Here is a 23,396-nt window from a genome sequence, read left to right as displayed (position 1 = left end):
ATTATGAATTACGAATTACGAATTACGAATTACGAATTACGAATTACGAATTACGAATTACGAATTACGAATTACGAATTACGAATTACGAATTACGAATTACGAATTACGAATTACGAATTACGAATTACGAATTACGAATTACGAATTACGAATTACGAATTACGAATTACGAATTACGAATTACGAATTACGAATTACGAATTACGAATTACGAATTACGAATTACGAATTACGAATTACGAATTACGAATTACGAATTACGAATTACGAATTACGAATTACGAATTACGAATTACGAATTACGAATTACGAATTACGAATTACGAATTACGAATTACGAATTACGAATTACGAATTACGAATTACGAATTACGAATTACGAATTACGAATTACGAATTACGAATTACGAATTACGAATTACGAATTACGAATTACGAATTACGAATTACGAATTACGAATTACGAATTACGAATTACGAATTACGAATTACGAATTACGAATTACGAATTACGAATTACGAATTACGAATTACGAATTACGAATTACGAATTACGAATTACGAATTACGAATTACGAATTACGAATTACGAATTACGAATTACGAATTACGAATTACGAATTACGAATTACGAATTACGAATTACGAATTACGAATTACGAATTACCCAGTTCTTCTGCAATGCGTTGAAGACGACGCAGTTGGGCTTCCATATCTGCTTTTGTCCAAGTTGCTGCGAAGGTATTGAAACCCCAACTTACCAACGGGTTAGGAATCTGGAACTGGAAGCGGTTAATTAAGATTGTACCATTGGCGACAGGTTGACATTCCCAGCGATCGCTTCCTTGGAAAAATCCCTCGAATCCCCAGACTACCAAACCTGGTTCTCGTTCTATAACTACTGTGTTTAAAGTCGGTTTGAGTCCAGGAATTTGAATAATAAAACGGCTGTGACTACCGATATCTGTACTCCACTTTTCCCCCACAGGTTCGCAACGGAGAACAGGGTTAAGCCAGCGGTGCATAAGAGTTAAATCGGTGAAGCAGCGCTCTACTATTGAGGCTGAAGCCTTAATTTGAATTGATTGTTCGATAATTTGGGGAGATTTCATAGTTTTTTTCTGAGTTTAACTTTAGTCAGCAATTCATCTTTAATGCGGTTCAAAATCGAAGTTTCATCTAAAGTTGATAAAATTTGGCTAACTACCGCTCTAGGACCCTCAGGCCCCCAAGTAGCGCCATTCGCTAAATAAGCTTTAGTCACTTGTCCAATACCATAAGAAGAAACACCAGCTACTCCAGCTTGGGTAATTGCTACAGATAGATAAGGAGCGAAAGCTACACCTGCTGTTGCGGTTGCAGAAATACCCAGTAAAGTTTTTAAGCCACTTAAACCTAAATTTGCTAACAGTTCACTAGCACCGATACCACCCATACTCAGGGCGATTTTTTGGAGTAATTTCACAGCACCAGTTTCTGTCATCGGGATACCGTAAAGTTTAGATAAGCCTAAAATTAAGGAGATATCAATAATTACAGCACTGAGGATATCAACTACAGTAACAGGATTGAGAGCGATCGCAATAGCCTTAGTCATCACAGCTTTCCAAATCAACTCATTCGCGTTCTGTTCCCGAATCATCAGTTTGCGCTGTAACACTTGCTCATTTACATTATCAGCATAAAGCATCGTATTCAGCGCCACCAAAGCTTTTCCTTCCCGTTGCAGAATCTCTAAAATTTTCAGTTTTAGTTCATCAACTTGAGCATTACCTTGACGCAACTGTATACCTCTGCTACCATCGGCACGACGCACCGCAGTTTTTAGCAATGGTGAAGCCGCAGACATAACAATTTCATCCGGTGAAACTAACTCTCTCACCCTGTCGTCCCGGATTTTTTGGTAAATTGCCATTCTGTCAGCTTCAGGATATTGATCAACTTTATTAAATACCAAAATTATGGGTTTACCAGCTTCCCGCAACTGAGAAAGTGCCTCATGTTCCATTTTTGTCATATCCGCAGTAATAACAAAAAGAATCAAATCTGCTTGTTTTGCTATCTGTTCAGCTAACGCAGCGCGGGTTTCACCATCGACTTCATCTAATCCCGGAGTATCAATTAATTCTACTTGGGATTGATTATTGCTACGTAAAGTAACTCGTAAAGCCCGTTCAGTTTCACCAATTATTTCTTCGGTAATAGTCCAATTAACCTTTTGTTCTGTACGGGTGACACCGTGTAATGGTCCTGTTTCAAATACTGATTGTCCGACTAAAGCATTGAGTAAAGAAGACTTTCCACGTCCCACCATACCAAAGGCCGCAATCTGCACCACCATGCTGTCTAATTTGCCCAACATGGTTTCTAAATCTGTAATTTCTGCTTCCAAGCCAGATTTTTCTTGGGAGGTGAGGTCAAGATTATTGACTAAATTTCGCAGTGCGGTTTTGGCCTGTTTATAATTGAGTTCAGCTTGAATGTCTTCAAAGGTGAAAATAGCACTGTCAAGTTCTTCTTCCCATTTGGTTGATTCGTTTGCAGGGGGTTCGGGTAATGTTGATGTCATATCAATATTTTGGATTTTGGATCTACCTTATTTTTAATCCTAGTACTGCCTTGAATTCACAATTCAAAATGAATACCGCATAAGCTTTTCTAGGATAGGAAATAGTTAGTTTATTTCCGCTGTTATCTACTAGTCATGAGGATACAGCAGATTGCAGATCAATGAGGCTTCGCCGTGAGCGTCAGCCGATAGCTTGCGTGGCGTAGCCATACGGTACAGAATCAAAATTGAAGCCTAGACACATTCGCCTGTTTTACTCCTGACTCCTGTACAGACGTTTCGTCGAAACGTCTCTACTGACTCCTGAATTCTGCTGTATAAAGTTTGTTTCTCGCTATCGTTCTGAGTGTAACTTTTCTAATCTCAAAACCAGGAAATTAGTTTCTGCATGGTTTTGGTTGACTGTTGCTGGTGTAGCTTGCCGTTAGGTTTCATACTTACATACCTCAGTTAGGCGAATGTTTAAGTAAAAATGCTTATAATATCGGCACTTTAATAGTAAAAATAACCGTATATACCGTATAAATGAAGATATTAAATATATGTATCTAGTTGCTATTTATCACGTAGCATCACCTTCAGATATTGCCTATACTGAAACATCAAGATTAATTTCTTGTTTTTACTAGAGTTTTACCTAAACCTAATGAATAACATTTTGATAATTGAAGATGATCCTCTCATGCGAGAGCTTATTCAGCAAATTCTCGATTTGGCTGGTTTTTCCACGATTACGGCTGAAGATGGATTGGTGGGACTAAACATGATTAAAGAGCATCATCCGCTGCTGATTATGTGTGATATCATGATGCCTTATTTAGATGGCTATCGTTTGATTGAAATCTTACGTCAAGATCCAGTCACTGCAATCATTCCTTTTATTTTCCTAACTGCTAAAGATGAGCATTCTGATCTGCGTCAAGCAATGAGTCTAGGTGCTGATGATTACTTAACCAAGCCATTTAATGCCGAGGAACTTCTCCAAGCGATTACGACACAACTCAAAAAAAGGGAAATATTTAGCGAATATTATCTAAATCAGGTTCAGCAAATGGAAGCTAAACTCATGCATTTAGCTCGTCATGACAGCTTAACTGGTTTACCTAATCAATTTTTGTTAGAAGAACATTTCAATCAAACTCGTCTTCAAGCTTACAATGACCGTCAAATTCTGCCTTTGTTACTTATTGACATAAATATTCTTCACCGGACAAAATTATTTTTTGAATCTAGCTTAAGGCAATTATTACTAAAAGCTGTCGCTACAAGATTAAATGATGTGCAGTTGCAAAATCATTCCATAGACTTAATTGCCTATTTGCAAACAGATCAATTAGTGATTTTGTTAAAGTCAACTCCAGACATTAAGGTTGCTGCTGATATTGCTCAAAAAATTTTAGACAATCTATCACAACCTTTATTTTTTAATAATCAAGAAATTGCTCTGACAACTAAAATTGGGATTACTTGTTATCCTGATGATGGTCTTCAACTAAATGAATTACTGACTAATGCTGAAGTTGCTTTAGAACATTATAAACAACAAGATACCAGTTTTTATCATTTCTCCAGTCCAGAGATATTAAAGACCGTTTTTAGAAAAATTATTTTAGCAACTGATTTAAACTACGCTCTAGCACGAAATGAATTTCAGCTTTACTATCAACCTCAGATCAATATCACAACTGGTAAGGTTGTTTGTGTAGAAGCATTGATTCGTTGGCAGCATCCAGAACATGGCTTTATTTCTCCCGCAGAATTTATTCCCATTGCCGAAAAATCAGGTCTTATTATCCCCTTGGGAGATTGGATATTAAAAACAGCTTGTCATCAACTCGCTGTATTCCAATCAGAGAAATTGGGTGATTTTAATATAGCAGTAAATATATCTGCTTGTCAGTTTGCCAACCCAGATTTCAGCCAGAGAGTTATTGATATTATTGCAGAAACAAGCCTGGCACCTAAGTTTTTAGAATTAGAATTAACTGAAAGTGTATTTATTGAAGATGTTGAAGCAGTAAAGCACAAACTAAATGAGTTATACGATTATAATATTCAAATATCTATTGATGATTTTGGCACAGGATACTCATCTTTAAAATATCTACAAGAGTTTTCTTTTAATCACCTGAAAATAGATCGTTATTTTATTACTAATATCGACAAAATAGACAGTAAACAAGTAATTGTCAAATCTATTATTCAAATAGCAAATAGTCTCAACATAAAAATTATTGCTGAAGGAGTAGAAACAGAAGGTGAACTATGTTGGCTTAGACAAAATAATTGTAATGTCATTCAGGGCTATTTTTTTAGCCGGCCTCTAGCACCAGAAGAGTTGAGAAAATTTTTATTGACTATAAAATAAACTGGCCTTCCAGAAAATCACTAACCGAAGAAAGGTAGTCTTGCTGAAGGCAGAAGCTAAAAAAAGAATTATCTGCCATCAGGGATAATTAGGTTAGCATTAAAAAGCAAAGTTTCCAACCGTTTTTAGTATAGCTATCTTCTTCCTTGTTTACTTTCCTTCTTCTGTCGGAGACGCAGATTCATGAAAGAATTAGAACCACTACAAAATTTATATCCCCAAGACTTAGAACTGAAAAAAAACTGGTATTCTCCCGTAGCAGATGCTTACAACAAGGTAAGACCACGTTATCCCCAAGAAATTATTAATAATACTGTAGAAGTAGCTAAACTTACTCCTGAAGGTAGGATTCTTGAATTAGGATGTGGGCCAGGAAATGCAACTGTATCTTATGCTAAATTGGGGTTTTCCATGATTTGTTTAGAACCAAGTCAAGAAGCTTGTAAATTGGCCAGAGAAAACTGTGCAGCATATCCAAATGTAGAGATTCAACAAACAACTTTTGAAGAATGGAAATTAGCACCAGGAAAATTTAATGCTGTTTTAGCAGCGACATCTTTTCATTGGATTAGTCCTGAAACAGCTTATGCAAAAGTCGCCGATGCTTTACAGAATGATGGTTATTTAATTTTGTTGTGGAATATGACACCTCAACCTGATTATGATGTATACCAAAATTTGCATGATGTTTATCAAATTTATGCTCCATCTTCAGCAAGATATGAAGATATAATAACTCAAGAAAAAATAGTCACATCTTTCGGACAAAAAGTCCTTGATTCCGGTTTATTTAAAGATTTAGTTTCTGATCGTGTTGTGTGTGAAGTCACTTATAGCGTTGATCATTATTTACTGCTTTTGGGTACACTATCACCATATTTAAAGTTAGAAGCGCCAATGAGAAATGCTTTATTTACTGGGTTGCGGTCAAAGATTGAGCAGCATTATGAGGGAAGTCTTAAGATTAAATATATTTCAGCTTTTCAGGTTGCGAAGAAGGTTTAGATGTATTCAAAAATACAGCGATTTGCAGGTGAATGAATCACATAGCGGAAAATAAATGTAAAAAATGGTAATTGTAGTTGTCCTGATTAATATCATTATCTCTGTGAGCCTACTGTATCTAGCTCGTCAAATATGGCAAATAAGACAGAACTTGGCAAAAGTAACTGATAAGTTAATCGACTATGAACGCTCTATCCATGCAACTTTACATACAGCACCGCGAAGTATATATACAGGACAACAGCAGATTTATCACCTGCGCCAAATCAATCAAAGCTTAGAACTGCAAATCCAACAAGTGCGGCAAATTCTCAATCTCATTTTACTGGGCAGAAAAATTTGGCAGCAATCTTTTTGGAATATAGGGTCTTGCCAGAGGAGAAAACCCACCTAGAATGGGTATTAAAGAGAAAAATAATTAAGATGTCTAATAACCGTTCTGGAGTATTTATTGGCGGTTTGATGCTAGGAGCGACTATCGGTGCTTTAACCAGCTTGCTTGTTGCTCCACGCACAGGGCGCGAAACACGTAAACTTTTGAAAAAATCTGCTGATGCTTTACCAGAATTGGCAGAAGATATATCAACAAGTGTCCAAATCCAGGCAGATCGTCTTTCTGCCAGCGCCTTGCGAAACTGGGATGATACTTTAGAGAGACTGCGGGATGCGATCGCTGCTGGGGTAGATGCTACACAGCGCGAAAACCAAGCCCTACAACGGCAAAAACCTGCTGATCCCGAAAATCCAGATTCTCTCACCCAGCATCTAGAAAGCTCATAAATAGCATAACTGTGATTGATCCTCTGTTTTGGCTGGGACTTTCCATTCTCTTAGTCGCTGCTAGTCTAACTACTGTTTTAGTGGCGGCTATACCGGCTTTGCAGGAATTAGCACGCGCTGCTCGCAGTGCTGAAAAATTCTTTGATACTCTCTCACGGGAGTTACCACCCACTCTCAACGCCATCCGCAATACTAGTTTAGAAATAACAGATTTAACTGACGATGTTAGTGAAGGTGTCAAAAGTGCTAGTCAAGTCGTTAAACAAGTAGATCAAAGCTTAGATAGCGCCAAAAAACAAGCAGCGAATATTCAAGTTACTACACGTAGTGTCTTAGTTGGCGTTAAAACTGCGTGGAAAACTTTCACGCGCAAAAAACCTGTGAGACGAAACGCCGAACGCTTGCCCATAAATGAGAAACCACCGCTAACTTTGCCAGAGCCAGAAGCAGCGAGGCTACAAAATCAGCGCACACAACCAGAAACCTATCGCATCAATCATGGTTATGGTGAAACTGCTAATTGGGACAGCGATTTAGATGACGAATAGGTGACAGGGAACAGGGGGGAGATTAATAACCCAATCACCAATGACTAATGACTAATGACTAATGACTAAGATTAGAGTAAAGTAAACAAGTGTAAAGAAGTATCACTTTTCCCGTACTTTTTTAACACAACGTTTTCATTCCCACCCGTTAATACTTATATAAAAAAATTCCATGCAGCTTTGTTTTTGGCGACGAGTTTTAGTATTCATTGCAGTCTTTTGTTTTTCTGGGTCAATTTGGGCAATGCAATCTCCATCAGCCCTAGCTTACGAAAATCCTGACCTACTACCTGCCATATTCACCCCAGTTGTAGATTTAGCTAAATCGCTCCCTGACCCCCAAGAAGAAAAATTGGTCAGAGAACTAGAACAATTTGAAACTGATACGGGCTGGAAATTGCGAGTATTAACCCAGTATGACCGCACTCCAGGTAGAGCAGTCATCAAATATTGGGGTTTAGATGACAAAAGTATTCTCTTGGTTGCTGACTCTCGTGGCGGTAATATCCTCAGTTTTAGTGTTGGTGACGCAGTTTATGAATTTTTACCCAGGACTTTCTGGATTGAACTGCAAACCCGTTTTGGCAACTTGTACTTTGTGCGCGAACAAGGGGAAGACCAAGCCATCCTACAAGCCTTAGATTCAGTTAAAGGTTGTTTACTTAAAGGTGGTTGTAACGTCGTTCCTGGTCTACCAAGGGAACAGTGGATACTTACCCTCATTACTTCCGCTATAGGTGGGGTGATTTGTGGCTTTGCGGCTCAACCTCGCAATGATAAACAAGTTTTTGCTTGGCAATGGGCTTTAATTTTCTCACCATTATGGGGAATTTTATTTATTGCCTTCGGTATTGGACCAGTAGTTACTCGTACAAGCGATTGGCTGCCTCTAGTTCGTAATATCACCGCTTTTCTGATGGGTGTTTTAGTTGCCTATTTATCTCCAGTTTTTAGTCGTCCTTCTTCCAGTACCGAGTCTTGAGTTAAGAAGAAGGGAACAGGTGACTCTTGACTCTTGACAGGTGAGAATAACCTTCTTCCTGCCTTCTGATGATAAGCTGAAAGCTGATATGTGAGAAGCTTAACAGCAATGGAATGGCACGTAACTGATGCTCAAAGCTTGGCAATCATTGATAGTGAAATTGGCGATCATGTCTTTTCACCAGCAGAGTATGAGATAGTCCGGCGAGTAATATACGCCACGTCTGATTTTGAGTACAAGTCGTTGATCCGGTTTTCGGAACACGCTTTACAATCAGGAGCAGCAGCACTAGCAGCACGCACCACTATTGTAGTAGATGTGCCAATGGTACAGGTCGGTATTGCTTACGACATTCAAAACACTTTTGCTAATCCGGTGTATTGCAGCATGGAAGCTCTGACACGCCCACAAAAAGAAAGGACTCGTGCTGCTTGGGGAATTGAAACCCTTGCCAAGCGGTACCCAGAGGGTATCTTTGTGGTTGGTCAAGCGCAAACCGCATTAACTGCACTTGTAGATTTAATTGAAACTGAAGAAATTCGACCTGCGTTGATAATTGCTACCCCCGTGGGATTTGTCAACGTAGATGATGTTAAAGAACGTTTACAAGAATCTTTAGTACCTTATATTACTATTGACAGTCGCAAAGGTAATGCAGTTGTGGCAGCTGCAATTGTTGATGGCTTGGTTGATTTAGCATGGCAAGCCTATGGCCAAGATCGGAATGGGGGAAATTGAAGGCAGGAGGCAGGGTGCAGGGGCTGCTGGAGAGTATTAATATCTATCATCGTCTTCTCGATCTCGCTGTTTCTCTGCTCTTCTGTCTCCTTGCCCTTGTGGAGGGCGACGGCGTGGTCTTTTTTGTTGTCCTTCACGTAAGCGGAGACTGACTTCATTGAAGAAATCCTGTCGCACTAATGGATAGTCACTGATCCATAAGTTGCGATTGGGAATGTAAATATTGCTAAATTCTTCGATGCTGCCTAAATCTGGGCTATTTGACATGACTACCATTTCTGCTATTTGACCACGAGCGATCGCTTTGTGGGCAGGACGCAATGGTGCATCAAATTCAACAATAAATCCGGTGTCATCGCCCAATTCTAAGTTAATTCGTTTTTCGCGGTTTTCAATTATTACCAACTCGCCTTTATTGTTGACGGTTTCTTGTTTACCAGTCAACTTATCTGTAATCCACCAATCTATGACTCGTCCACGAAAAAAGCCGCTGTACTTGAAACGGCGGCATTTCGCATTGCGTAGACTAGCTTGAAGGACTGGATACCACAGCCAAAAAAAAGCGCCAAATACCCCGAATACCAAAATCAACCCAAAATCCAGCTTGAAAAGGATTTGAACCAGTAAAATTACAACTACAGTAACTACAGAAATTAACAGCCGCTGCAAAAAATTGCTGAACTTTCCCCAGTAGTATTTGTACTGGGAACCAGTGGCAATGAAGGGGATGATTTGTTCAAATTTTTGGCGCGTCAGGGGAACAAGCATGAGTAGTGAGTGCTGAGTGATGAGTACCAAGTGATGAGTACCGAGTGCTGAGTGATGAGTCAACTTCTTTGTTCTTTATTTCTCCTGACTCCTTCTTTAAAGTATTTTTTCTAATCCATATACTAAAGACTTTAGCCCGTTTACTTTGCGAATTGCCAGTAAGACTCCGGGCATATAGCAGGCGCGATCGCTTGTATCATGGCGTAAGCTGTAAATTTGACCCGCAGCGCCAAAAATGACTTCTTGATGGGCAATCAGTCCTGGTAAGCGGATACTATGAATTCTAATCCCTTCATCAGCAAGAGAACCTCTGGCTCCAGGTATCTTCTCAGTTTCTTCTACTTGAGGTGGGTTAAAGGTTTTACCAAATTCGGCTAAAAGTTGGGCTGTTTGAATAGCTGTACCACTAGGAGCATCTGCTTTTTGGTTATGATGAAGTTCAATAATTTCTACATGATCAAAATATTTAGAAGCTGTAACTGCGGCTTGTTGTAGCAATACCATGCCAATGGAGAAATTAGGAATCAGCAAGCAACCTGTACTGGCTTTTTCCGCAAAATCTGTCAAATCTTGAATTTGTTCAGGACTTAAACCTGTGGTTCCGACCACCGGACGAATACCGTAAGCGATCGCACTGCGAATATTATTATAAACTGAATCTGGATGGGTAAAATCTACCATCACTCCAGGAGCCATCTGTCTTTCACCCGCCACATAGCCTAACATCGGCTCTAATTGATTGGTAATTGGCACTTCTAAAGGTTCACTTAAACCTGCCAATTCCCCTGCATCCTTGCCCTGATGTGCCGGTGAGGTATCGAGCGCGCCCATTAAAATCAGATCCGGTGCTTGAGCCACTGCTTTGATTACTTCACGTCCCATTTTGCCAGCTGCACCATTGACAATGACTGGGATAGTAGATTGATTTGTCATATTTCCAGAAATGGGTTTTTAGTCATTTTACATCTTGCCCCAGTCCCAACAACCGTCTCCGTTTTTAATTCTGAGAAGGCGGGACTAGTCCTATGAGAGAATTTCAGATTCCAAGCTGTTTGATTTTATACGATTAACCTCCGCGACAACCAGCAAAGCAGATGTTGATTCACTGACATCAATCTGTATATCCGGCATATCCGGCTCGGAATCTTGAGAGTTTTGGCTGAGAACTATTGCAGATAAAACAAAAGCCGCGCCAATGAAACCGCTTAATCCCAGCTGTTCGCCAAGTATCCAAAACGAGAATATCGCTGAGAATATTGGTTCAAGTGTGTAGAGTAAAGCTGCTTCTTCAGCCCGAATCCATCGTTGAGCTAATGTCTGAAGCCAGATAATCATGGCAGTTGCTACCAACCCCAGGTAAAGAATCACGCCCCAGTTCTCATTGATAACCTCAAACTCTTTAACTAAGTTTGTGTTACTCCAGATTGCGCCCATAACTGCAACGACACACAATTGGACGCTAGTAAGTGATAACGATGGGTAGCGGGGTGCTATTTGTTCTAGTAGGAGAGTATAACCTGCATAAATAAAGGCATCACCTAACATTAACAAATCGCCAATTCCTAATACTCCCCCTCCCCAAAACATCACGCCGATTCCAATAACGGCAAGTCCAGCAGATAGGAAAGTTTTCAACGGTAAGCGCCGACCAAAAAACAAACCTAGTAAAGGTACTAAGATTGCACTCAGGCTGACAATAAATGCTGCCCGGTTGGCATGAATACTCTCTAGAGCGACTGTTTCAACTGCTAGATAGGCAAAGAATACGATTCCCAGTAGTAAACCATCGCGTAATATCAGCCTGTTTAGACCACGCAAGTTGCCACTGAAGAATAATGCTGCCACACCAAATCGCATAGCAATTAATACACTTGATGAAAGGCTGCTGACTGTTTTTTCAATAAGTGGAAAGGTTGTTCCCCAAATGATGTTGATGATAACAAACAGTATGATTCCCTGAATCCGCAGATTGTTTTTTGTAAGTTCATAGGTGGAAGTACGGAGCTTGACACCAGCCGCCACCCAACGGCTGAACATCTTACTGAAAAACAAGATCATAGGGATTTGCCAACTCTTTTCTTAATCACTAGGAATAGAGCAGGTAATAATTTTTTCAACATTTTTTTTTGAAAAATTAAGTTTTACTACATATAGTAAATTTTAACTGATTATTACATCTAAAAATTCTCTCTGAAAAGATTCTATTGGCGAAGCTAGATTATAATTAGCCCTTAAGGATTGACAAAATAACCCCAAATAGCATAAGATGACATCCTTTTTAGATTCCCAGAATTATCAATATCAATTCGGTGGTAGTCTTCCTCCTCATGCACCCACCTACGTCACACGCAAAGCTGATGAAGATTTATATCAAGCGGTGAAAGCTGGAGAGTACTCAACAATTTTCCGCTTTATTACGAGCTTGGCACGAAAACGCAAAAACAGAAGATATTTGGCAAAAATTACGTTTAGTAATTGCTCATTCTCAAGAAGTTTATGTAGCTCTAAATGTCAATCAATCTCCCTTTAATGTCGGTTTATCTGTCGAAATAGAAGAATTTAATGCCACACAAGTAAAAGAATTAGTTCATCTACTTAGTTTAAATTGGTCAGATACAGAAATAAACCAATTAAGAGAAATGATTGATGGCCATCCTTATTTATTAACAACTGCGCTTGATGAAATTGCTAAAGGTAATTTAAGTTTAGAACAATTTCTGAAAATTGCTCCCACTGAACAAGGATTATATAGAGACTTTTTACGCTTCTATGTTTTAGAACTTGAAAAAGATAAGTTGTTAAAAACAGCAATGCAACAAGTAATTAACAGTGATGTTCCTATTAAAATAGAGTCTGCACAAGCCTTTAAATTACGTAGTTTGGGTTTAATTGAATTTAAAGGAAATGAGGTGCAATCACTTTGTAATTTATATCGTCTTTATTTTAAAGAACGCTGATCATAAATTATCTAAATCTATCTTGGCATTTCTGGTAAACGTATAGAAGTAAACTTTAGAGTACCCAACTTAACTTGGCAAAATACACAATAATGATTATCATTAAAATATGAATATACCAATTATCACAGTGGTTGCTGGACCTGCTGGCTGTGGGAAAACTACTTGGATTTGCCAAAAGTTGCAAAATACCGCTTCCCTGGACAATGTAATCTATTATAGTCCTGGAAATGGCAAGGTTCCCATAGACCAAACGCGCCTAGCTGCGGAATTCCCAGAAGTAAAAGTCTTTGGAGATGGTCAAGAAATCGAATTTTACACCCAGCTAGAAACCGCCAAACTAGCCTATATTGAACTGGGGTTTTATTTGGAATTAACTGCAATTCAGCAAATATTAAACGATGTACCCTATATTGCTATAGCCATTTTACCACCACACCTCAAAGATTCTGAATATCATAATTGGGCAGAAAAAATTATCAAAGGTGCAAATATTGATATCAGTATTTCCCCAAGTCAACTTTGGCGCGTTCCCAGCAGTGGTCAAGTTATTGATGAAGACAGTTTACATGACTTTTGGTATGAAATTACTCATCATGCTTATGGTCAAGTTACCCGTGCTAAAGGCATCTTTGATGTAGCCGATGGTCGGTCAATTTACGGTGATTTTGTTGCGGGTATCCCCACAACCGATTTTCTGGAATTGGATATTCCACGTCATTTAGAAGGCAGACCAGAGCGCTTTAGTGGTATAGAAGTATGGGGTAAAAATTTAGACGAGTCAGCAATTAAACAAACTTTGCAAGATTGTTATTTGTCAGACATTGGCATTAAACAATACCAAGAACAGGTCAAAGAGATTTTATCAGAAGGAGAGATAACTCAGTGAAAATAGCAATTATGTCTTGTATTCATGGCAACTCTGAAGCTTTGGATGCAGTTTTATCAGATATAGATTACCAAAAAGTGGAAAAAATCTTTTGTCTGGGAGATTTAGTCGGATATGGCCCCTATCCAAATGAGGTAGTGACACAAATTCGTTCTCTGGATATTCCTACTTGTTCTGGTTGTTGGGATGAAGATATTGTAGAAGGTTTAAATGCTTGCGATTGCAGTTATCCTTCTTTATTAGCTGAAAACAGGGGTAAAATAGCTCATGAATGGACAAATCAACAAATAAAACCCGAAAATAGAGAATTTTTAGCCCAATTACCCCATAGTTTGCGTGAGGAAAATTTAGCTTTTGTTCACGGTAGTCCTCACAGCAACCATGAATACTTGTTACCAGAACTTGACGCTTTTGCAGCATTGGAGCGAGTACTTTCCACAGATGCAGATGTACTTTTTTGTGGACATACTCATGTCCCTTATGTCCGTAATTTGGATGCAGGAAGTTTGCAAGTGCGTGTTCAAGGTGAAGGTACAGAAGCAAGGGAAATCAATTTTACAGCTAACTTGAAACGGATTATTAATGTCGGTTCTGTGGGAGAACCTCGACATGGAAGACCTAATGCAACTTATGTAATTTATGACACCGATAATCAAGATGTGAAGCTGCGGGAAGTTGCTTACAATTATCAAAAAACCTGTGCCGCAATTATTGAGAAGGGTTTACCTGCTATTTTTGCTTGGCGTTTGTCTCAAGGTTTGGAATATGCTGAAAGGGCTGATGATGCAACTCATGTTTGTACTAAGTAGCCATCATGAACTACGTACACCAGAACACATGAAAAAAAACTTCTTATTCCCCTCCACGAAACAGCGGGGAGGGGTTAGGGGTGGGGTCTTATTTTCAAGTCAGAGATTGAGACTGTTTGCAAAAGTTCAAATAAGAAGCCATTAACCGTAGATAAAGGCAGATGATATCTGGAATGATGGAAAAAGTCTATTCCAACCGCAGCGGCGCAGAGAGCGCAGAAAAATAAGAAAATGACTAAATGGGCGATTTTGAGTGGAATTGAGGGTAATTTGGCGGCTTATGAGGCTGTAATGGCTGATGTTAAGCGTCTGCGGGATGTTGAGGCTTTATATATTTTGGGCGATTTGGTGGGGCCAAATCAAGATTCTGAGAAGTTGGTGACAAGAGTACGGAACCCAAAGCGCGGGGAGTTGGAACCTTTAGTTTGTAAGGGTTGGTGGGAAGAACAATGTTTTATTCTCCACGGTGTGGCTGGAACTGGGGAACCGACAGAGTTAATGGCTAAGTATGGGGGAGATACTGTTAAGTTACTTTGGGATTCGGTTTCTCGTCCGACTGTGCAATGGTTGCGAAATTTAGATTTTGGTTTTTTTGAACTTGATTGTTTATTAATTCACGGTTCAACGGTAGCAATTGATGAAGCACTAACGCCAGAAACGCCTCCTATCCAAATGCTTGACCGTTTGGGACGTATGCAAGCAAATAATTTATTCTGCGGTCGTTCTGGTTTAGCTTTTAGATATCAGCTAGAAGCCGGTTCTATTACTACAGGTGTGACAACTTTGGATAGTTCCCCTACTCCTGAAACTGTAGAAATTTCTCCGCGTCAAGTGATAGGTGTGGGTAATGTGGGCAGAAATCCAGGAGAAGCGATTTATACTGTTTATAATCCAGAGACAAATTTTGTAGAATTTAAGACTGTACGTTACGGAGTTGGGAAAGGTTTTCAGGTTTCAACTAAGGTAATTTCTGCTGGGTAATTTTTGGTTTTGTTTCCCAGCCAGAAGCCAAGATAGAAATACTGTATGGATGATATTGAATTAACTCAGCTATTTTTAGCTAATTTGGATAAGATAGACTGATTGACAATCAACTGGTCTGAAAAGATGGTTGGTTTGTTTTTCTAGCCATAAACTTTTTTCCAGAAATGAACAGAAAATTTATCTTGGCCTTGCTTTCTAGTCCTGTCTTGTTTACGTCTATGCTATCTATGGTGATGATGGCTAGACCAGCCCATGCTAATCAAACAGTTACCCCTGTTGCTACTCATCTTTCTTGTGTCCGTTCTCCCCGTTCAGCAAGTGTGCGTCAGGTATGTATACAGGGGGATAATGTTACTCCTACGACGGTTAAACCAAATATGGAATTGGCGCAAGTTCAACCTGGTCAAAATCAGGCAGATGAACTAGAATTCACTGATGCAGAAAGTAATGAGGCAATTAAGTTATTTGGCTGTGATTGCCTAGTTTGTCTCAATGCTGTGCGTCAGTTACATGGTACGGCACCTTTAGCCGTGTAGTTTGAAAAACCGTATTTATGCATAATTGAACTTCATCAAAAAATACAGATGATAGGCAAGTAACTGTGAATATCTGTTGTTGGGATGCTCCCGTCTTACAGGAGGCATGAGTCACTCGATTTTGGATTGACGATTTTGGATTTTGGATTGACTCCACCCTCAAGTGTAGAGCTTGAAAATTTTGGATTTGGGATTTATGATTTTGCCGTCCTCAAGGACGGGGAACCTATACCAAATTTTTTTTAATCTAAAATCTAAAATCTAAAATCTAAAATTCCTGGTCAAAGAGAAAAAGCCAGAAATTAGGTTTTCTGGCTCTTAGCTGGAAAAATAAACAATAAATCGATTTAATACAAGCAAAGTTGGGACTCAAGCTTAGATTTTGCCGATGTTGTGGAGTCCTAAGATGATGCCTGCACCTAAGATATGACCAAAGGAGGTGGTTGCTAATACAGCAGGTAAACCAAAACCACCAAAGAAATTGGGTGCAGGTAAAGCAGGTTCTGCGTTAGGATACTTGATTGTAAACTTGCCGATAGCGATCGCTAAAATGTTGGCGAGAATCATGATGATACCAACGTTGGGAGTCCATTCTAGGGTTGTGGGTACAATAGCGAGTAAGCTAAAGGTCAACATCTGGTTTTCTCCTGAGATTATTGAATCATTGAGAATATAATCTTCAAAATTCATCGTAAAAATCAACAAAAAGCCGATTTTTGCAGCAATATTTAACAGTTGTTGCCAATACTTAATATAAACAATCACTCTACGGATGCCATTTGGTCATCAGCAATACAATTACCAAATGAATTATCTCTTTTTGATTGAGAATACAATGAGCCGCTAAACTCAATACGAGCGATCGCTCTCCAGATAATTTAAACTCAAGATGAGACTGAATTATTTCCTGAATTTATTATGTCCTCAAGTCTTGATTCCTTGCCACCTGCTTTAGCTAAAATCGTCCAACGCTTCCAACGTGCTGCTGAACCGAAGCGACGTTATGAACAGTTAATTTGGTATGCTCAGAAATTGCCAGAGTTTCCCGAAGCTGATAAATTACCCGAAAACAAAGTTCCTGGTTGCGTCTCACAGGTATATGTGACAGCATCACTCGATGATGGGAAAGTGGTTTTTCAGGGAGATTCTGATTCCCAGCTAACGAAGGGATTAGTAGCGCTATTAATAGAAGGATTGAATGGACTAGCACCAACACAAATCGTCCAATTAACTCCTGATTTTATTCAAGCTACTGGTTTAAATGTTAGCTTGACACCTTCCCGCGCTAACGGTTTTTACAACATTTTCAAAACCATGCAAAAAAAAGCTTTGGAATGTAAATTAGAAAATTAGGGACGCGGGGACACGGTGACGCGGAGATGGGGAGATGCGGAGGAATGACCAATGACTAATGACTAATGACTAATTAAATCAAAATGTCTACCAATTTATTGACAAAACCTGCTGGTGTATTTGGTGGTCAAGTTCAAGAATTTCTCTGGAATTGGGAAAATCAACAATTGCAGGTGATTTATGAAACTCTTGGACTAGGTTCTCCGCTTTTATTACTTCCCGCATTTAGTAGTGTTTCTACAAGGGGAGAAATGGGAGAACTTGCTAAATTACTCGCTTCCCATTTTCAAGTTACCGCTTTAGACTGGCCAGGTTTTGGGGAATCTTCCCGACTAAAATTAGATTACAACCCGGCAATATATCAGCAATTTTTGGCAGATTTCGTGAAATCTGTGTTTAATATCCCAATTATTGTAGTTGCGGCTGGTCATGCTGCTGGTTATGTGCTGCAACTAGCCTTTAAACAGCCAAATGCTTTTTCGCGGATTGTTTTGGTAGCACCAACTTGGCGTGGGCCTCTACCGACAATGGGTGCAAATGCAAATATAGCTGCTATGGTGAGGGGATTAGTGCGATCGCCGATTCTCGGTCAAGCACTCTATAAACTTAACACTACCCCATCTTTCTTAAGTTGGATGTACAGCCGCCATGTCTTCACCGATACAGCGAAACTTACACCCAGTTTCATCACCGAAAAATGGCAAAGTACTCAACAACCAAACGCCAGATTTGCTTCTGCGGCCTTTGTCACCGGCAATATAGATACTATTCATAGTCAAACAGAGTTTCTGTCCCTAGTGCAGTCCTTATCTGCCCCACTAATGGCGGTAATTGGCGAATCCAGCCCCCCCAAGTCACGGCAAGAAATGGACGCATTGGCGGCTTTACCAGGAGTTAGCAGCGTTATCGTTCCTGGTTCTTTGGGACTGCATGAAGAATACCCAGCAGTGGTTTTTGAGGCAATATTACCATTTTTAACAAAGATATGTTAAATAGATAATGATTATCAACACCTCATCAAATTTGGTTTAAGATTATGATGGCTTCAGAAACATTCACAACCGTACCTGTAACCGTTTTAACTGGCTATTTAGGAGCAGGTAAAACTACTCTACTCAATCACATTCTGACTTACGAACACGGTAAAAAAGTTGCTGTCATCGTCAATGAATTTGGGGAAGTAGGCATTGATAATCAACTAGTTATTGATGCAGATGAAGAAATCTTTGAAATGAACAACGGCTGTATTTGTTGTACAGTTCGCGGTGACTTAATTCGCATCATCGGCAATTTGATGAAACGCCGGGATAAATTTGACCATTTAGTAATTGAAACCACAGGATTAGCCGACCCTGCACCTGTAATTCAGACATTTTTTGTAGATGAAGATATGCAGAGTCAATTGTCACTAGATGCAGTAGTTACAGTTGTCGATGCCAAGCATATTTGGCAACATTGGGAAGCAGACGAAGCCCAAGAACAAATTGCATTTGCTGATGTAATTTTATTGAATAAAACCGATTTAGTCACCCCAGAAAATTTAGAAGAACTAGAAAAGCGAATTCGGTCGATGAATGCGATCGCTAAAATCCACCGCACCCAAAACTCAGAATTAGGAATGGATGCATTATTAGGTGTAAAAGCCTTTGATTTAGACCGGGCTTTAGAAATTGACCCCAACTTCCTAGGTGAAGATGCTCACGTACATGATGAAAGCGTTTATTCTGTAGCTTTGGTAGAAAAAGGCGCAATAGACGGACAAAAATTAAATGAATGGTTAAGTGAATTATTACGTACTCAAGGAATAGATATCTTTCGCATGAAAGGCATTTTAAACATTGCAGGAGAAGATGATCGCTTTGTTTTCCAGGGAGTACACATGATATTTGATGGTAAACCAGATAGACCTTGGAAAGCCAGCGAAACCCGAAAAAATGAACTTGTATTTATCGGTCGTAATCTTGATGAAGCTAAACTAAAACAAGATTTTCTAGCCTGTCTGGTGTAAATCCAAATATTCTTCTTCCTTCTTCCTTTGCTACGCAACGCTAACGCGAACGCGAACGCGATCTTCGCGTCTTTCCTTACGGTCCCGTAAGGGATACGCGGTTCAATAAATCATATTCTCAGGTGCAAATCGAGGTATGAGAAATAAAACGTAAAACTAGGCGTTGGTGAATAAAAATGAGAAACTCATATCCTAAATCAACAACGCCATTTTCTTTTCTCTGCGATTAGTAAAAAAATAATATTGCCCATCATATTTACACATGAACTTCACAACTAGTAAACATCAAGAATTTACAGCCTACTATTCAGGTCAGCTTGCAGATTATGTCACATCTTTAACTTGGTCAAACCAAGGAGAAAAACTAGCTGCAACTTCCGCTGCTGGAGAAGTTGTAATTTGGGAAAATAGCGAAATCACAACCTTACAAACTGCCACAGGTAAATCAGTAGATTGCGTGGCATTTTCTGCCGATAGCAAATATTTAGCCGTCGGTGGACAAGATGGAAAAGTAAAAATCTGGAGAGAAAATCAATTAATTACCACTTTAGAAAACGCCCCTGCTTGGGTTGATAAATTAGCTTGGAATCATACAAATAACCAACTAGCTTTTAGTTTAGGGCGCTGCGTCCAAGTATGGGATGCGGACGCAGAAGAAATTGTTGTCACGCTGAATTTTGAAAACTCATCAATTTTAGGGATTGATTGGCGTAAAGATGGGCAATATTTAGCCATTAGCGGCTATCAGGGAGTAAAAATTTGGAATACTCAAGATTGGGATGAAGAACCTTATATTTTAGCTACGACTACAGTGAGTGTAGCAATGGCTTGGTCGCCTGATGGCAAATACTTAGCTTCTGGCAATATGGATCGTAGTGTCACCGTGTTGGAATGGGGAAATCCCGATCCTTGGCTAATGCGAGGCTTTCCGGGTAAAATTCGCCAATTAGCTTGGTCAGAAGCCACTCCAGCCGCTGGTGCGCCGCTTTTAGCTTCTTCCAGTGTTGAGGGTGTAGTAGTTTGGGAAAAATCAGAGGATGAGTCATTGGGGTGGGAATCGCGCATATTGACTAATCATGTGGATATAATTAATGCGATCGCATTCGCACCCCAAAGTTTTCTTCTCGCTTCCGCAGCAGCAGATGGTTGGCTGTGTTTGTGGAACCAAGCCACAGAAGTATCCCAAATTATCGCAGGTGTCAGAGCAGGATTTTCTACCCTAGCTTGGCATCCCAGTAGGGGTGGGGTTTCCCCACCCTTATTAGCCGCAGGTGGGGAACAAGGGGAACTACTTATTTGGTCTAAAACTACTGACTAATGACTAATAATTGGCTATGCTGTATCAGCAGCGGCCTCTAAGTGTGAACTATGAACATAGCCAAACTGATTTTGCTTGCTTGTCCAGTCTTTCTGGCATCTCTGCTACTGATAGCTAATCCAGCCCATGCATTGAGTAGAAACGGAGTCATCACTCTAGCTACACCATCTGCACACAACAATATTGAACTAACAGCACCAAATTTTGGTTTAGTAACCAATCCAATTATTGATCAATTAGGTTGCGGTTGCTCTACTTGTGTTCAGGCTAAATTTCAGATGTTACAAGGCAAGTTGCCCTCTGCTAGTTTTTAATAAAGTTAGCAGTTATGAAAATTTATAAGGCACAGTGATGCTGTGCCTTTATTCATTTGAGATATGTGAGTTGTCAGGATAATTAGAGGATGTTGAAAAAGTCGAAAAACATACTATTAAATAAATTATTAAATGCTGGTTTTTTTACTCTTGCACTTGGATTTGCCGGGTGTGGAAATCAAACTATAAATACAGTATACACCCGCACTAATCAAACCAACAGCATTAACAGAAATCTTCCCCAAGTTGTAGCGACTACTAGCGTAATTTGTGATTTAACTAAACAAATTGCCGGGACAAGCATTAACCTTACCTGCTTGATTCCTCCTGGTTTAGATCCCCGCTTTTATCAACCCACTCCAGAAGATAGACAAGCCATTGAACAGGCTAATCTGATTTTATATCATGGCTATAATTTTGAACCAGGTTTAATCAAAATCATTACAGCAAAACAAAACCGAACGCGAAAAATAGCTGTTGCCCAACTTGCTGTACCACAGCCACAAAAATTACGAAATAATGGTCAAGAATTCACAGAACCACATATTTGGCACAATACAAAGAATACTATCCAGATAGTAGAGGTAATTAATAGCAATTTAGGTAAAATTTCCCCTAAAAATGCCAAAGCCTATAGCAGCAATAGTAAAAAACTTACCAAAGAATTAAACCAACTAAATAGCTGGATTAAATCTAGACTGGCCAGTATTCCCCCAAAAAATCGCAAAATACTGACCACCCATCAAGCAATAATCTATTATGTCAAAGCTTATGGTTTTCCCTATAAAGGAAGTTGGCTAGATATTAGCGATGAAGAGAATTTAACAAATACCAAAGTTAAAAATATGGCTAACTATATTCAAAAATCTAAAGTCATAACAATTTTTGCAGACACAAAAACCAACTCCAATTTGCTTGAACCTATAGCCAAAGAAGCTAATGTGAAACTTTTTCCCAGACAACTTTATATAGATGGACTTGGTGAACCTGGTAGTGATGGAGAAACATATCAAAAAATGATGGATGCTAACACACGCAGTATTGTAGAAGGATTGGGTGGAACTTATCTGAAATTTGCACCGAACATTTCCAAGTAAGCAATTATGAATATATTAGTACTAAATGCCGGATCAAGTAGCCAAAAAGTTTGTCTGTATAAAATTACAGATGCGACTGTCCTCAACCAAGCACCACAACCTCTTTGGGAAGGGAAAATAAACTGGATTCAAGACAAAAGTGGAGCAGAAATAGAGGTAAAAACAGCAACGGGTGCAGTGCTACAAGAATATATCGAGGGTGACTCCCAAAGCGCACATTTTGCCTATCTACTCCATACTCTCACTCACGGTGCGACTAAGGTGGTAAGTCAGTTGTCAGAAATCGATGTAGTTGGACATCGGGTAGTACATGGTGGAAAAGACTACCGCCAAAGTGTGGTAATTACAGAAGATGTGAAAAACGCCATCGCTCGTCTTTCTACCCTTGCTCCAGCCCATAATCCAGCCGCTGTGGAGGGCATAGAAGCCATTGAACAAAGCTTAGGAGATGTTACCCAAGTTGCAGTATTTGATACTAGCTTCCATAGTACTTTACCTGATGCCGCCGCCATTTATCCTGGCCCCTATGAATGGGTAGAACAAGGTATCCGACGCTACGGGTTTCATGGTATCAGTCACCAATACTGTTCTACTCGTGCAGCACAAATCCTGGGTCGAGATTTAAACGAACTGCGGTTAATAACCTGTCATTTAGGTAATGGTTGCTCTTTAGCGGCGGTTAAAAATGGTCGCAGCATTGATACAACTATGGGTTTTACGCCTCTTGATGGCTTAATGATGGGTAGTCGTTGTGGCTCAATTGATCCAGGGATTCTAATTTATCTATTGCGTCAATGTGATTACTCAGCAGAAAGGCTGGATTATGTTTTAAATAAAGCTTCTGGATTACGAGGAATTTCGGGGGTTTCTAATGATTTACGGGAAGTAATAGCCGCAAGGCAGCAAGGTAATGAACGCGCCCAATTAGCCTGGGATATATACGTACATCGCTTACAGGCTGGTATCGGTTCTATGCTGGCTAGTTTGGGAGGTTTAGATGCTTTAGTTTTCACTGGTGGGGTGGGAGAAAAATCTCCAGGAATTCGTCAAGAGGCTTGTACTGCTTGGGAATTTTTGGGATTGAAAATAGATGCTGTCAAAAATCAGCAGCAGCCAATTGATGCTGATATTGCTACATCAGATTCTGCTGTGCGAGTATTAGTTATACATACTCAAGAAGATTGGGCTATAGCACAACAATGTTGGCAATTACAGCAGGGAATAGGGAATAGGGAACAGGGTTGAAAGTCTCTTAGCATAAGGCTTTGTCCTTAAATTTTGTACCTCCTGCAACCTGAAATCTGTTGTATGTAAAATCAAAAATTAGGAATTTAACAGAAAGTGTATTATATACAATGATGTAAATTGTC

27 protein-coding genes are annotated in these 23,396 nt (G+C 39.5%); 21 read left to right on the top strand and 6 right to left on the bottom strand.

All coding sequences use genetic code 11. The features are described from left to right. Nucleotides 1–3: 3 nt before the first annotated feature. On the top strand, nt 4–693 hold the full coding sequence (locus tag A9Y75_RS28530) for a hypothetical protein (protein ID WP_177176198.1): 690 nt from the start codon (nt 4–6) through the stop codon (nt 691–693). Here A9Y75_RS28530 and A9Y75_RS14835 read toward each other — a convergent pair. Beyond that, complete coding sequence (locus A9Y75_RS14835; RefSeq protein ID WP_071190326.1) at nt 660–1,115, bottom strand: SRPBCC family protein; 456 nt, start codon at nt 1,113–1,115, stop codon at nt 660–662. The two genes, A9Y75_RS28530 and A9Y75_RS14835, sit on opposite strands and share 34 nt — an antisense overlap. Continuing rightward, nucleotides 1,112–2,572: a GTP-binding protein gene (locus A9Y75_RS14830; protein ID WP_071190325.1), complete on the bottom strand. Its 1,461-nt coding sequence runs from the start codon at nt 2,570–2,572 to the stop codon at nt 1,112–1,114. The genes A9Y75_RS14835 and A9Y75_RS14830 overlap by 4 nt, the downstream gene beginning before the upstream one ends. A 646-nt stretch (nt 2,573–3,218) precedes the next feature. On the opposite strand from A9Y75_RS14830, the gene A9Y75_RS14825 reads away from it, so the two are divergent. The 7 genes from A9Y75_RS14825 to A9Y75_RS14795 all read left to right on the top strand — a co-directional run bounded on the left by A9Y75_RS14825 (nt 3,219) and on the right by A9Y75_RS14795 (nt 8,993). Next, a complete protein-coding gene (locus tag A9Y75_RS14825) occupies nt 3,219–4,940 on the top strand; it encodes an EAL domain-containing protein (RefSeq protein WP_071190324.1) in 1,722 nt (573 codons plus the stop codon). A gap of 183 nt (nt 4,941–5,123) precedes the next feature. Continuing rightward, the gene (locus A9Y75_RS14820; RefSeq protein ID WP_071190323.1) at nt 5,124–5,945 is read left to right on the top strand and encodes a class I SAM-dependent methyltransferase; all 822 of its coding nucleotides are present in this window, start codon (nt 5,124–5,126) and stop codon (nt 5,943–5,945) included. A 64-nt stretch (nt 5,946–6,009) separates the two neighbouring features. Then, nucleotides 6,010–6,339 carry a hypothetical protein gene (locus tag A9Y75_RS14815; protein WP_071190322.1) on the top strand — a complete coding sequence of 110 codons (330 nt, stop codon included), beginning with the start codon at nt 6,010–6,012 and terminating at the stop codon, nt 6,337–6,339. 29 nt (nt 6,340–6,368) lie between these two features. Next, entirely contained in the window at nt 6,369–6,725 is a 357-nt protein-coding gene (locus tag A9Y75_RS14810; protein ID WP_071190321.1) for a YtxH domain-containing protein, read from the top strand. 11 nt (nt 6,726–6,736) lie between these two features. After that, the gene (locus tag A9Y75_RS14805; RefSeq protein ID WP_071190320.1) at nt 6,737–7,273 is read left to right on the top strand and encodes a hypothetical protein; all 537 of its coding nucleotides are present in this window, start codon (nt 6,737–6,739) and stop codon (nt 7,271–7,273) included. A 172-nt stretch (nt 7,274–7,445) separates the two neighbouring features. Then, nucleotides 7,446–8,255, top strand: coding sequence for a TPM domain-containing protein (locus A9Y75_RS14800; protein ID WP_071190319.1), 810 nt, complete (start codon nt 7,446–7,448; stop codon nt 8,253–8,255). 108 nt (nt 8,256–8,363) lie between these two features. After that, nucleotides 8,364–8,993: a precorrin-8X methylmutase gene (locus A9Y75_RS14795; RefSeq protein ID WP_071190318.1), complete on the top strand. Its 630-nt coding sequence runs from the start codon at nt 8,364–8,366 to the stop codon at nt 8,991–8,993. Nucleotides 8,994–9,029: 36 nt separating this feature from the next. Here the strand turns inward: A9Y75_RS14795 and A9Y75_RS14790 are convergent, their stop codons facing one another. The 3 genes from A9Y75_RS14790 to A9Y75_RS14780 all read right to left on the bottom strand — a co-directional run bounded on the left by A9Y75_RS14790 (nt 9,030) and on the right by A9Y75_RS14780 (nt 11,798). Next, a complete protein-coding gene (locus A9Y75_RS14790) occupies nt 9,030–9,761 on the bottom strand; it encodes a phosphate ABC transporter permease (RefSeq protein ID WP_071190317.1) in 732 nt (243 codons plus the stop codon). Nucleotides 9,762–9,857: 96 nt separating this feature from the next. Beyond that, the gene (gene dapB, locus A9Y75_RS14785) at nt 9,858–10,694 is read right to left on the bottom strand and encodes a 4-hydroxy-tetrahydrodipicolinate reductase (protein ID WP_071190316.1); all 837 of its coding nucleotides are present in this window, start codon (nt 10,692–10,694) and stop codon (nt 9,858–9,860) included. A gap of 90 nt (nt 10,695–10,784) precedes the next feature. Further along, complete coding sequence (locus A9Y75_RS14780) at nt 10,785–11,798, bottom strand: DMT family transporter (RefSeq protein ID WP_236721418.1); 1,014 nt, start codon at nt 11,796–11,798, stop codon at nt 10,785–10,787. Nucleotides 11,799–12,027: 229 nt separating this feature from the next. Between A9Y75_RS14780 and A9Y75_RS29660 the strand changes: the two genes are divergently transcribed. The 6 genes from A9Y75_RS29660 (at nt 12,028) to A9Y75_RS14755 (ending at nt 15,936) form a co-directional block, all read left to right on the top strand. After that, nucleotides 12,028–12,291: a hypothetical protein gene (locus A9Y75_RS29660; RefSeq protein WP_236721417.1), complete on the top strand. Its 264-nt coding sequence runs from the start codon at nt 12,028–12,030 to the stop codon at nt 12,289–12,291. After that, a complete protein-coding gene (locus A9Y75_RS14775) occupies nt 12,212–12,718 on the top strand; it encodes an AAA-like domain-containing protein (protein WP_236721433.1) in 507 nt (168 codons plus the stop codon). The genes A9Y75_RS29660 and A9Y75_RS14775 overlap by 80 nt, the downstream gene beginning before the upstream one ends. A 109-nt stretch (nt 12,719–12,827) precedes the next feature. Beyond that, on the top strand, nt 12,828–13,607 hold the full coding sequence (locus A9Y75_RS14770; protein WP_071190315.1) for a GTP-binding protein: 780 nt from the start codon (nt 12,828–12,830) through the stop codon (nt 13,605–13,607). Next, nucleotides 13,604–14,416 carry a metallophosphoesterase family protein gene (locus A9Y75_RS14765; protein WP_071190314.1) on the top strand — a complete coding sequence of 271 codons (813 nt, stop codon included), beginning with the start codon at nt 13,604–13,606 and terminating at the stop codon, nt 14,414–14,416. The genes A9Y75_RS14770 and A9Y75_RS14765 overlap by 4 nt, the downstream gene beginning before the upstream one ends. Nucleotides 14,417–14,647: 231 nt before the next feature. Next, a complete protein-coding gene (locus A9Y75_RS14760) occupies nt 14,648–15,397 on the top strand; it encodes a metallophosphatase (RefSeq protein ID WP_071190313.1) in 750 nt (249 codons plus the stop codon). A gap of 167 nt (nt 15,398–15,564) precedes the next feature. Further along, nucleotides 15,565–15,936: a hypothetical protein gene (locus A9Y75_RS14755; RefSeq protein ID WP_083389617.1), complete on the top strand. Its 372-nt coding sequence runs from the start codon at nt 15,565–15,567 to the stop codon at nt 15,934–15,936. 375 nt (nt 15,937–16,311) lie between these two features. On the opposite strand, the gene psaK is transcribed toward A9Y75_RS14755, so the two are convergent. After that, on the bottom strand, nt 16,312–16,572 hold the full coding sequence (gene psaK, locus A9Y75_RS14750) for a photosystem I reaction center subunit PsaK (protein WP_071190576.1): 261 nt from the start codon (nt 16,570–16,572) through the stop codon (nt 16,312–16,314). Nucleotides 16,573–16,854: 282 nt separating this feature from the next. On the opposite strand from psaK, the gene A9Y75_RS14745 reads away from it, so the two are divergent. The 7 genes from A9Y75_RS14745 (at nt 16,855) to A9Y75_RS14715 (ending at nt 23,271) form a co-directional block, all read left to right on the top strand. Continuing rightward, on the top strand, nt 16,855–17,289 hold the full coding sequence (locus A9Y75_RS14745; protein WP_071190311.1) for a SufE family protein: 435 nt from the start codon (nt 16,855–16,857) through the stop codon (nt 17,287–17,289). A gap of 83 nt (nt 17,290–17,372) precedes the next feature. Then, on the top strand, nt 17,373–18,281 hold the full coding sequence (locus A9Y75_RS14740; protein ID WP_071190310.1) for an alpha/beta hydrolase: 909 nt from the start codon (nt 17,373–17,375) through the stop codon (nt 18,279–18,281). 44 nt (nt 18,282–18,325) lie between these two features. Continuing rightward, nucleotides 18,326–19,297, top strand: a complete 972-nt coding sequence (locus A9Y75_RS14735; RefSeq protein WP_071190309.1) for a GTP-binding protein — start codon at nt 18,326–18,328, stop codon at nt 19,295–19,297. A 262-nt stretch (nt 19,298–19,559) separates the two neighbouring features. Further along, a complete protein-coding gene (locus A9Y75_RS14730; protein WP_071190308.1) occupies nt 19,560–20,615 on the top strand; it encodes a hypothetical protein in 1,056 nt (351 codons plus the stop codon). Between the two features lie 50 nt (nt 20,616–20,665). Next, nucleotides 20,666–20,929 carry a hypothetical protein gene (locus A9Y75_RS14725; RefSeq protein ID WP_071190307.1) on the top strand — a complete coding sequence of 88 codons (264 nt, stop codon included), beginning with the start codon at nt 20,666–20,668 and terminating at the stop codon, nt 20,927–20,929. Between the two features lie 89 nt (nt 20,930–21,018). Then, nucleotides 21,019–22,026 (top strand): zinc ABC transporter substrate-binding protein, encoded by a 1,008-nt coding sequence (locus A9Y75_RS14720; RefSeq protein WP_071190306.1) that lies wholly within the window; start codon nt 21,019–21,021, stop codon nt 22,024–22,026. A 6-nt stretch (nt 22,027–22,032) separates the two neighbouring features. Continuing rightward, nucleotides 22,033–23,271: an acetate kinase gene (locus A9Y75_RS14715; protein WP_071190305.1), complete on the top strand. Its 1,239-nt coding sequence runs from the start codon at nt 22,033–22,035 to the stop codon at nt 23,269–23,271. Nucleotides 23,272–23,396 lie beyond the last annotated feature (125 nt).

Source organism: Trichormus sp. NMC-1 (assembly GCF_001858025.1).
Lineage (GTDB): Bacteria > Cyanobacteriota > Cyanobacteriia > Cyanobacteriales > Nostocaceae > Anabaena.
The sequence above is the reverse complement of the archived record's forward strand: the minus strand, read 5'-3'. Positions and strand labels throughout refer to the sequence as shown.

What these genes read in the sequence shown, in the direction of transcription:
- A9Y75_RS14720 (WP_071190306.1), top strand. Translation starts at nt 21,019, where the DNA reads ATGTTGAAAAAGTCGAAAAACATACTATTAAATAAATTATTAAATGCT.
- A9Y75_RS14810 (WP_071190321.1), top strand. Translation starts at nt 6,369, where the DNA reads ATGTCTAATAACCGTTCTGGAGTATTTATTGGCGGTTTGATGCTAGGA.
- A9Y75_RS14770 (WP_071190315.1), top strand. Translation starts at nt 12,828, where the DNA reads ATGAATATACCAATTATCACAGTGGTTGCTGGACCTGCTGGCTGTGGG.
- A9Y75_RS28530 (WP_177176198.1), top strand. Translation starts at nt 4, where the DNA reads ATGAATTACGAATTACGAATTACGAATTACGAATTACGAATTACGAAT.
- A9Y75_RS14755 (WP_083389617.1), top strand. Translation starts at nt 15,565, where the DNA reads ATGAACAGAAAATTTATCTTGGCCTTGCTTTCTAGTCCTGTCTTGTTT.
- A9Y75_RS14725 (WP_071190307.1), top strand. Translation starts at nt 20,666, where the DNA reads ATGAACATAGCCAAACTGATTTTGCTTGCTTGTCCAGTCTTTCTGGCA.
- A9Y75_RS14740 (WP_071190310.1), top strand. Translation starts at nt 17,373, where the DNA reads ATGTCTACCAATTTATTGACAAAACCTGCTGGTGTATTTGGTGGTCAA.
- A9Y75_RS14830 (WP_071190325.1), bottom strand. Translation starts at nt 2,572, where the DNA reads ATGACATCAACATTACCCGAACCCCCTGCAAACGAATCAACCAAATGG.
- A9Y75_RS14745 (WP_071190311.1), top strand. Translation starts at nt 16,855, where the DNA reads ATGTCCTCAAGTCTTGATTCCTTGCCACCTGCTTTAGCTAAAATCGTC.
- dapB (WP_071190316.1), bottom strand. Translation starts at nt 10,694, where the DNA reads ATGACAAATCAATCTACTATCCCAGTCATTGTCAATGGTGCAGCTGGC.
- A9Y75_RS29660 (WP_236721417.1), top strand. Translation starts at nt 12,028, where the DNA reads ATGACATCCTTTTTAGATTCCCAGAATTATCAATATCAATTCGGTGGT.
- A9Y75_RS14760 (WP_071190313.1), top strand. Translation starts at nt 14,648, where the DNA reads ATGACTAAATGGGCGATTTTGAGTGGAATTGAGGGTAATTTGGCGGCT.
- A9Y75_RS14790 (WP_071190317.1), bottom strand. Translation starts at nt 9,761, where the DNA reads ATGCTTGTTCCCCTGACGCGCCAAAAATTTGAACAAATCATCCCCTTC.
- A9Y75_RS14715 (WP_071190305.1), top strand. Translation starts at nt 22,033, where the DNA reads ATGAATATATTAGTACTAAATGCCGGATCAAGTAGCCAAAAAGTTTGT.
- A9Y75_RS14730 (WP_071190308.1), top strand. Translation starts at nt 19,560, where the DNA reads ATGAACTTCACAACTAGTAAACATCAAGAATTTACAGCCTACTATTCA.
- A9Y75_RS14800 (WP_071190319.1), top strand. Translation starts at nt 7,446, where the DNA reads ATGCAGCTTTGTTTTTGGCGACGAGTTTTAGTATTCATTGCAGTCTTT.
- A9Y75_RS14825 (WP_071190324.1), top strand. Translation starts at nt 3,219, where the DNA reads ATGAATAACATTTTGATAATTGAAGATGATCCTCTCATGCGAGAGCTT.
- A9Y75_RS14735 (WP_071190309.1), top strand. Translation starts at nt 18,326, where the DNA reads ATGATGGCTTCAGAAACATTCACAACCGTACCTGTAACCGTTTTAACT.
- A9Y75_RS14780 (WP_236721418.1), bottom strand. Translation starts at nt 11,798, where the DNA reads ATGTTCAGCCGTTGGGTGGCGGCTGGTGTCAAGCTCCGTACTTCCACC.
- A9Y75_RS14815 (WP_071190322.1), top strand. Translation starts at nt 6,010, where the DNA reads ATGGTAATTGTAGTTGTCCTGATTAATATCATTATCTCTGTGAGCCTA.
- A9Y75_RS14835 (WP_071190326.1), bottom strand. Translation starts at nt 1,115, where the DNA reads ATGAAATCTCCCCAAATTATCGAACAATCAATTCAAATTAAGGCTTCA.
- A9Y75_RS14820 (WP_071190323.1), top strand. Translation starts at nt 5,124, where the DNA reads ATGAAAGAATTAGAACCACTACAAAATTTATATCCCCAAGACTTAGAA.
- A9Y75_RS14795 (WP_071190318.1), top strand. Translation starts at nt 8,364, where the DNA reads ATGGAATGGCACGTAACTGATGCTCAAAGCTTGGCAATCATTGATAGT.
- psaK (WP_071190576.1), bottom strand. Translation starts at nt 16,572, where the DNA reads ATGTTGACCTTTAGCTTACTCGCTATTGTACCCACAACCCTAGAATGG.